General features: G+C 65.1%; 8 protein-coding genes. 3 read left to right on the top strand and 5 right to left on the bottom strand.

All coding sequences use genetic code 11. The features are described 5' to 3' along the window. The 3 genes from MOV74_RS27440 to MOV74_RS27430 form a co-directional block, all read right to left on the bottom strand. Positions 1-421, bottom strand: a 421-nt coding sequence (locus tag MOV74_RS27440; RefSeq protein ID WP_246929707.1) for an ATP-binding cassette domain-containing protein, incomplete at its 3' end; no start/stop codon positions are given. Beyond that, positions 418-1,356: a YVTN family beta-propeller repeat protein gene (locus MOV74_RS27435; RefSeq protein WP_309486841.1), complete on the bottom strand. Its 939-nt coding sequence runs from the start codon at positions 1,354-1,356 to the stop codon at positions 418-420. The genes MOV74_RS27435 and MOV74_RS27440, both read right to left, overlap by 4 nt. A 223-nt stretch (positions 1,357-1,579) precedes the next feature. Continuing rightward, complete coding sequence (locus tag MOV74_RS27430; protein ID WP_246929703.1) at positions 1,580-2,761, bottom strand: ABC transporter substrate-binding protein; 1,182 nt, start codon at positions 2,759-2,761, stop codon at positions 1,580-1,582. A gap of 59 nt (positions 2,762-2,820) precedes the next feature. On the opposite strand from MOV74_RS27430, the gene MOV74_RS27425 reads away from it, so the two are divergent. After that, positions 2,821-3,393, top strand: a complete 573-nt coding sequence (locus MOV74_RS27425) for a DUF3280 domain-containing protein (RefSeq protein WP_246929701.1) — start codon at positions 2,821-2,823, stop codon at positions 3,391-3,393. Between the two features lie 41 nt (positions 3,394-3,434). On the opposite strand, the gene fghA is transcribed toward MOV74_RS27425, so the two are convergent. Further along, positions 3,435-4,280 (bottom strand): S-formylglutathione hydrolase, encoded by an 846-nt coding sequence (gene fghA / locus MOV74_RS27420; RefSeq protein ID WP_246929698.1) that lies wholly within the window; start codon positions 4,278-4,280, stop codon positions 3,435-3,437. A 73-nt stretch (positions 4,281-4,353) separates the two neighbouring features. Continuing rightward, positions 4,354-4,974, bottom strand: a complete 621-nt coding sequence (locus MOV74_RS27415) for a response regulator transcription factor (RefSeq protein ID WP_157326983.1) — start codon at positions 4,972-4,974, stop codon at positions 4,354-4,356. A 194-nt stretch (positions 4,975-5,168) separates the two neighbouring features. On the opposite strand from MOV74_RS27415, the gene MOV74_RS27410 reads away from it, so the two are divergent. Then, positions 5,169-6,527, top strand: a complete 1,359-nt coding sequence (locus MOV74_RS27410) for a histidine kinase (protein ID WP_246929695.1) — start codon at positions 5,169-5,171, stop codon at positions 6,525-6,527. Positions 6,528-6,690: 163 nt separating this feature from the next. Continuing rightward, positions 6,691-6,870 (top strand): hypothetical protein (locus MOV74_RS27405; RefSeq protein WP_246929693.1); only part of this gene is annotated, 180 nt, incomplete at its 3' end.

The following is a 6,870-nucleotide window of genomic DNA, read 5'->3' as shown; positions in this document are numbered from 1 at the left end:
GGCCGAGCAGCTCGGCGCTGCGCGCAGCGGCCTCGCGGCGGCTGATGCCGTGGAGTGCGGCGTGGTAGAGCAGGTTCTGCGTCAACGACAGGTCGAGATCGAGCGTGCGCGGCTGGAACACGACACCGAGCAGCCGTAACGCCTCGCCGGGGCTCTTGCTGATGTCGTGGCCGAAAATGCCGATGCGGCCGCTCTGGATGCCGAACAGGCGCGTGATCAGCGAGAACAGCGTGCTCTTGCCGGCGCCGTTGAGGCCGAGCAGGGCGGTAAAGCTCGCCGGCTGCACGTTGAAAGAGACGTCGATCAACGCCCGGCGCGATCCATAGGCATGGCTGACACCGTCGATCGACAGCGCCGGCGTCGCGGCCGCTTCTAGCCTCGGCGCCCCCTGTGGTTCGGGAATCGAAGCAGGGCTGGTCATGGCGCGATCGTGATGCCCCAGGGTAGCTCGCCGACCTGAATGGTCTTGATCACCTTTTGCGCGGCGACGTCGATGACGGAAACGTCGTTCGACACGCCATTGGTGGTCAGCAGATATTTTTCATCGGGCGTGAACGCCATGTGCCAGACCCGCTGGCCGACCAGGAGATATTTCGTCACCTTGCGCGAGGCGACATCGACCACGGCGATGCGGTTGGCAGGGCCGAGCGCGATGAAGGCGGTCTTGTCGTCCTTGGTCATGCCGATGCCGACCGGTTGGATCGCCTCTTTCCGCAGGCCCGGGATCTCGAACGTGACCTTGCCGATCACCTCGTGCTTTTTGGGGTCGATGATCGAGACGGTGCCGCCGATCTCGGAGGACACCCACACTTCCGAAGAATCGTGCTTGAACTCGGCAAAGCGCGGCCGCGCATCGACCAGCACGTTGGCGACGATCTGGCGCGACGAGGTGTCGATGAAATGCGCCATGTTGGTCGTTTCCGACGTGTTGATCAGCGTCTTGCCGTCGGGGCTGATGGTCATGCCCTCGGGCTCGACGCCGACCTGGATGTCGCCGAGCCGGGTGCGCTTCTCGAGGTCGATCACGGTCACCGTGTTGTCGTTCTCGTTGGCGACGTAGAGTATCTTGCCGGCGGCGTCCTGGGCGAACAATTCCGGATCGGGTCCGGAGGGCAGGCTATCCACCACGCTCTGCGTCTTGGCGTCGATCACCTGAATGGTGTCGTCGTCGCCGACCGCGACCATCACGAACTTGCCGTCACGCGTGAAGTCGATGCCGCGCGGGCGCTGGCCGACCTTGATGGTCTTGGTCACGGTCCAGCTGTCGGTGTCGATCACCGTCACCGTATTGCTCTTCTCGTTCGAGACATAGGCGATGAACGCATGCGCGGGCGCTGCGGTTGTCGCCAGAGCCATAAGCAACGCTGCTCTTAGCATGTGCGATCTCTGTCCGCGGGCGGTCTTCACCTCCCCCGCTTGTGGGGGGGGGCGTATCGCATCGAAAGATGCGATACGGGTGAGGGTTTTCTCCTCTTGGGGGTTCTCGCGAGCGGAGACACCCTCTCCCCAACCCTCCCCCGCAAGCGGGAGAGGGGGCGCAGCGTCGTCGCCGTGACAGCTTGAACTCATCTCACAATGCTCACTTCAGCTTGCATTTGCTCTCCGGGCGGTCATAGCCGAGCGTGTCGAGCTCGGAGACCTGGTGCAGAAATCCCTCCTGCGGCGACACCGACACCACCATGCGGCCGTCGACCAAGAGGATCGGCTGGCGCAGCTGCCAATTCCAGTCGCGTAAGGTCAATCGCGTGCCCTTGAAGGCGGCGACCGAGAAGTCCGGGCCCTTGATGAAGTCCGTCACCTTCTTGACGTCGCCGGAATTGGTGCGCGAGGTGGCTTCGCCGATCATTCGGGCGGCGGTCCAGGCCTGCATGTCGAGCGCGGTCATGCGGCGCGAATTCAGCTTCATGAAGCGGTTCTGCATCTGGATCGCGCCCCACTGGTCCTGCGCGGCGTCCCAGCTGCGCGGCACGAGGCCGGCCGAGCCCGCGACGGGGCGCGGATCCCAGGTGCGGTAGGGCAGGTAGGCGCCGAACACTTCGCTCTCGTCGGCGGCGACCAGCACGTCGTAAGTGGGCGCGCCTTGGGTGAACACCGGCATCTGGCGCTGGATCAGCGTGACGCCGCTGTCGGTGCGTCGCGCGCCGCCTTTGTCCTCGAAAGTCTTCTCCTGCACGATCTTGGCGCCGAACCGCGTGGCGGTGCGCCTCAGTGCATCGGCGAACAGCTTGTCCTCGTCATGCGAGCCGACCACCAGCAGCCAGCGCGACCACTTCTTCCACACCAGATATTGCCCGAGCGCATCGGCCAGCATCGCGCGCGTCGGCGCGGTGTGGATGACATTGGCGCGGCAATCGGCCTCTCGCAGCCGCTCGTCGATCGCCCCCGCGTTGAACAGCAGCGTGCCGCGCTCGCGCAAGGCGTCCGAGACTTTCAGCAGCGCATCGGCGGGCAGGTCAGCGATGATGAAGCCGTTCTTCTCCGCGAGCGCGGTCGCGGCCTGCACCGGATCCTCGCCTTCCCTGATGCGGCGCTCTTCCAGCGCAAAGCGCTGACCCAGAAATTTCCCGGTGGTGTTGTTGTCCTCGATCGCGAGACGCGCGCCGGCGATGCCGTCATTCTCCGCGGGCTGCTCAACCAGCGACAGCGTCGATCTGGTACCGGCGACGCCGAGATAGCCGACGCCGATCAGGGCAGGCTCCGCCGCGAGCGCGCTCGTCGCAGCGAGACCAAAGCCGATCAGACCGGCCAACCATCGGATCATGTTTCCTCCAGGCGCTCTCCCCCGCTTGACCGCCGGTAGAGAATTGTCTCTGCTAAAGCATGACCAATTTGTCAGGGCATGCAACCCCGCATTTCGTCCTCGCGCGCACGAGGACTGGAATCACGATCATGCGAGCGCTGATATGTTTCGCGGCTTTGCTGTTGACGGGGTCGGTCGCGCGCGCCGACCCGCCGAAACTCGCAGTGTTCGATTTCGAGCTGATCGACACCAGCCTGCCCGGCGAGTTCTACGGCTCCAGGCCCGAAGAGGCGCGGCTCGTGCGCATCAGCGAGCAGCTCCGCAAGGAATTGACGGATTCCGGCAGGTTCCAGGTGCTCGACATCGCGCCGGTCAGGGACGCGGCCCGTCACGCCAACTTACAGGCCTGCGGCGGCTGCGATCTCAAGCTCGCCGGGGAGTTAGGAGCTGACCTCGAGATCACCGGCATGGTGCAGAAGGTCTCGAACCTGATCATCAACCTCAACATCTATCTGCGCGACGTGAAGACCGGCAACATGATCGCGGCGGCCAGCGCCGACATGCGCGGCAACACGGACGAAGCCTGGACGCGCACGATGAGCTATCTGATCCGCAATCGCTTGCTGGCGCCGAATTACGGGAAGCGGGAGTAGGGGTAGCTCTTACCCTCCCTGGAGAGCGAGGGTAAGAAAGTTTACCCCTTCAATCTCTCCGCATGCCAGTGCAGATGGTCGCCCATGAAGGTCGAGATGAAATAATAGCTGTGATCGTAGCCCGCCTGCCGTCGCAGCGTCAGCGGGATGCTCGCCTTGGTGCAGGCGGCTTCGAGCAGCTCAGGCTTGAGCTGCTCCTTCAGGAAATTGTCGGCCTCGCCGACGTCGACCAGGAAGCCGGAAAACTTCGCGCCATCCTCGATCAGCGCCACCGTGTCGTGGCCGCGCCAGGCGTCCTTGTTCGGTCCGAGATAGCCGGTCAGCGCCTTGGTGCCCCAGGGCACGAGCGAGGGCGCCACGATCGGCGCGAATGCGCTCGCGGCGCGATAGCGGTGCGGGTTGCGCAGCGCCACCGTGAGCGCGCCGTGACCGCCCATGGAATGGCCCATCACCGATTGACGCTTGGCATCGACGGGAAAATTTCCCGCGACCAGCTTCGGCAGCTCGTCGGTCACATAGCTCCACATCCGATAATTGCGCGCGAACGGCTCCTGCGTCGCATCGACATAGAAGCCGGCGCCGAGGCCAAAATCATAGGCGTTGTTGGCATCGCCGGGAACGTCGGGCCCGCGCGGTGAGGTGTCGGGCGCGACGAAGATCAGGCCGAGCTCGGCGCAGGCTTTGCGGAATTCGCCCTTCTCGGTGACGTTGGCATGCGTGCAGGTGAGCCCGGAGAGGTACCAGACCACGGGCAGCTTGGCGCCGTCGGCATGCGGGGGAACATAGACCGAGAACACCATGTCGGTTCCAGTCGCCTGGCTCGCATGGCGATAAACACCCTGCACGCCGCCGTAGGATTTGTTCGTCGAGACAGTCTGAATCGTCATGCCTTCACTCCGTGGCATCGCACCACATCAATATTGCAACGCTTGTGTGACCGAATTTGTGGCAGCTGCCGCGTCAGGCGACACCGCTGTCGATCGCCAGCCGCACCAGCTCGACCGAGGTCTTCACCCCGAGCTTCTGGCGCATGATGGACGAGGTGTTGGCCACCGTCTTGTAGGACGACTGCACCAGCCAGGCGATCTCCGACAGGCTCTTTCCGGCGCTGAGCAGCCGCAGGATCTCCATCTCGCGCGCGTTCAGCTTGGATAGCGGGCTTTGCGCCAGCGCAGGTCCCGCAAAGGCGATGCTGCGCGCGATCGCACTCGGCAGGTAAGTGCCGCCGCCGCCGACGGCGCGGATCGCCTCGACGAGGTCGTCGGGATCGCCGGTCTTGGAGACGTAGCCCTTGGCGCCGCATTCGATCGCCCGCGCGGCAAAGGCCGGGTCGTCGTTCATGCTGAACATGATGATGCGGGCCTCGGGCGCGCGCTCGAGGATGCGGCGTGCGAGCTCGAATCCGGAAACGGTCGGCAAGTTGATGTCGATGATGCAGAGGTCGGGGCGTTCGACAATGAAGACGCACTCGCCGTCTTCGGCGTCGGCGGCCTCCAAAATCTCGATCTCGCCCTCGTCGGCCAGCACGGCGCGACAGCCGGAAGCGACAATGGGATGATCGTCGACGATCAGAATGCGCATAGGCGTTCCCCGTGACAGCTCCGGCCTGTTGTCGTGCCGCATGATACCCAACAAGGAGCCGCATGCGTCTCATGTCGGATCATGCAACCCGGCCGGGATTGCTGTACGCTTTCGATTAGATATCCGCCGCTTCGCCCCTGTCAACGTCATCGGGCAGGCGCGGGCCAAACCTTCGCGGGGCACGAGCGATACCAATGTGGCAAAACCTATCCTTGCGCGGGCGCATCAACCTGTTGCTGGCGCTGCTGCTGGCCCTGGGGCTCGCCGTCAATATCGGGCGCCAGGTCGCGGAGGCGGGTCCCCGCGTGCAGGCCGAAGACCAGAGCGTGATCCGGCTGGCGCGCGAGTTCATCGAGATGATCGTGGCCGATCTCAACGAGGCGCCCGATCCGGATGCCAGGCTGAACCAGATCGCGCGCGACCTCAGCCGTCTGCGCCATGTCAGCATCACGCTCCGGGATGCCGGCGGCAATCCGCAGACGCCTCCCCGGCTTGACACTGACGCCGACACGCGCGGGCCGCCGGCCTGGTTCGTCAGCCTGGTTCATCCCGAGCAGACCGCGGTGAGTGTGCCTGTTTCAATCCAGGGCAGGCCCGGGTCGCTCCTGATCACCTCGCATCCCGATGACGAGATCGCCGAGATCTGGGACGGCATCGTGACCCAGCTCGAGGTCGGCTCGGCGATCGCGCTGGCGCTGTTTCTGGTGATGATGAATGTGGTCGGCCGGGCCCTTGCGCCGCTGCAGTCCCTTGCGGATGTGATGGCCGAGCTCGAAGCTGGGCGCTATCAGGCCCGCGTCGCGCCGGGCGGCGCGCCCGAGCTCGCCGCGATCTGCGCCAAGCTCAACCACCTTGCGGCAACGCTGGGCGAGGCGGTCGAGGACAAGCGGCGCCTCGCCGAGCGAGCGGTGTCGCTCCAGGACATCGAGCGCAAGGAGATCGCGCGCGAGCTCCACGACGAGTTCGGGCCGTATCTGTTCTCGCTGCGCGCGCATGCCGGCGTGCTGGCCAAGCAAGCGGATGGACGCGTCCCGAGTGCCGAGGCCGTGCGAAAACATGGCAGTGCCATGCTGGAGCAGATCAACGCGCTGCAGCAGTTCAATCGCCGCGTGCTGGAGCGCCTCCGCCCCGTCGGCCTTGCCGAGCTCGGCCTGCGCCAGGCGCTCGAATCGCTGTTGCGGCTGTGGCGGGAGTCGCATCCCGATGTCGCGATCGAGACCGTGATCTCGCCGTCGCTTGGGGTCACCGGGGAGACCGCGGATCTGACCATCTACCGCATCGTGCAGGAGGCGCTCACCAACGTGTTCCGCCACGCCGGGGCGACCTCGGTCAATGTCGTCATCGAGCCGGTGGAGCAGATGGCGCACGACGGCCGAGGCTGCGCCCGGGTGCGGGTCAGCGACAACGGCCGCGGCATGGAGCCGGGCCAGAAGCTCGGCTTCGGCCTGGTCGGCATGCGTGAGCGGATTCTGGCGCTGGGTGGCACGCTCAACGTCGTCTCCGATGCCGGCGGCTTGACAGTGGAAGCGCTGGTTCCGACGGCGGCTGCCTGATCGCGCTCGGCGCGATCGGGAAAAATTCCCGATTTGATCGGGAAAACGGGATCGGATATTGCCCGACCTTTTGTGACTGGCGCACCCATTGCGGCCGAATACACTCGTCTCGACCAATCGGCGAAAATCAAAACAGCCGGTGGTCACGGATGGGAAGGCGGGGATGGGCAAGGTTCCTTCGTTCAAGCGTTGTTTGTTGATGGCCTCGGTCTCGACCGGTCTGGTCTCCGGGATGGTGTTCGCGAGCCCCGCGGGGGCCGCGCCAGACGAGGAGACCAACGTCCAGAATCTGCCGCCGGTCGAAGTGACGGCGCCGCCGCCGTCGGTGGCGAGACGTAGCGCG

This window comes from Bradyrhizobium sp. SHOUNA76 (genome assembly GCF_023006445.1).
In the GTDB taxonomy this organism is placed as follows: Bacteria; Pseudomonadota; Alphaproteobacteria; order Rhizobiales; family Xanthobacteraceae; genus Bradyrhizobium.
This window is presented reverse-complemented; position numbering and strand designations above follow the sequence as displayed.

What these genes read in the sequence shown, in the direction of transcription:
- MOV74_RS27415 (WP_157326983.1), bottom strand. Translation starts at nt 4,974, where the DNA reads ATGCGCATTCTGATCGTCGACGATCATCCCATTGTCGCTTCCGGCTGT.
- MOV74_RS27430 (WP_246929703.1), bottom strand. Translation starts at nt 2,761, where the DNA reads ATGATCCGATGGTTGGCCGGTCTGATCGGCTTTGGTCTCGCTGCGACG.
- fghA (WP_246929698.1), bottom strand. Translation starts at nt 4,280, where the DNA reads ATGACGATTCAGACTGTCTCGACGAACAAATCCTACGGCGGCGTGCAG.
- MOV74_RS27410 (WP_246929695.1), top strand. Translation starts at nt 5,169, where the DNA reads ATGTGGCAAAACCTATCCTTGCGCGGGCGCATCAACCTGTTGCTGGCG.
- MOV74_RS27435 (WP_309486841.1), bottom strand. Translation starts at nt 1,356, where the DNA reads ATGGCTCTGGCGACAACCGCAGCGCCCGCGCATGCGTTCATCGCCTAT.
- MOV74_RS27425 (WP_246929701.1), top strand. Translation starts at nt 2,821, where the DNA reads ATGACCAATTTGTCAGGGCATGCAACCCCGCATTTCGTCCTCGCGCGC.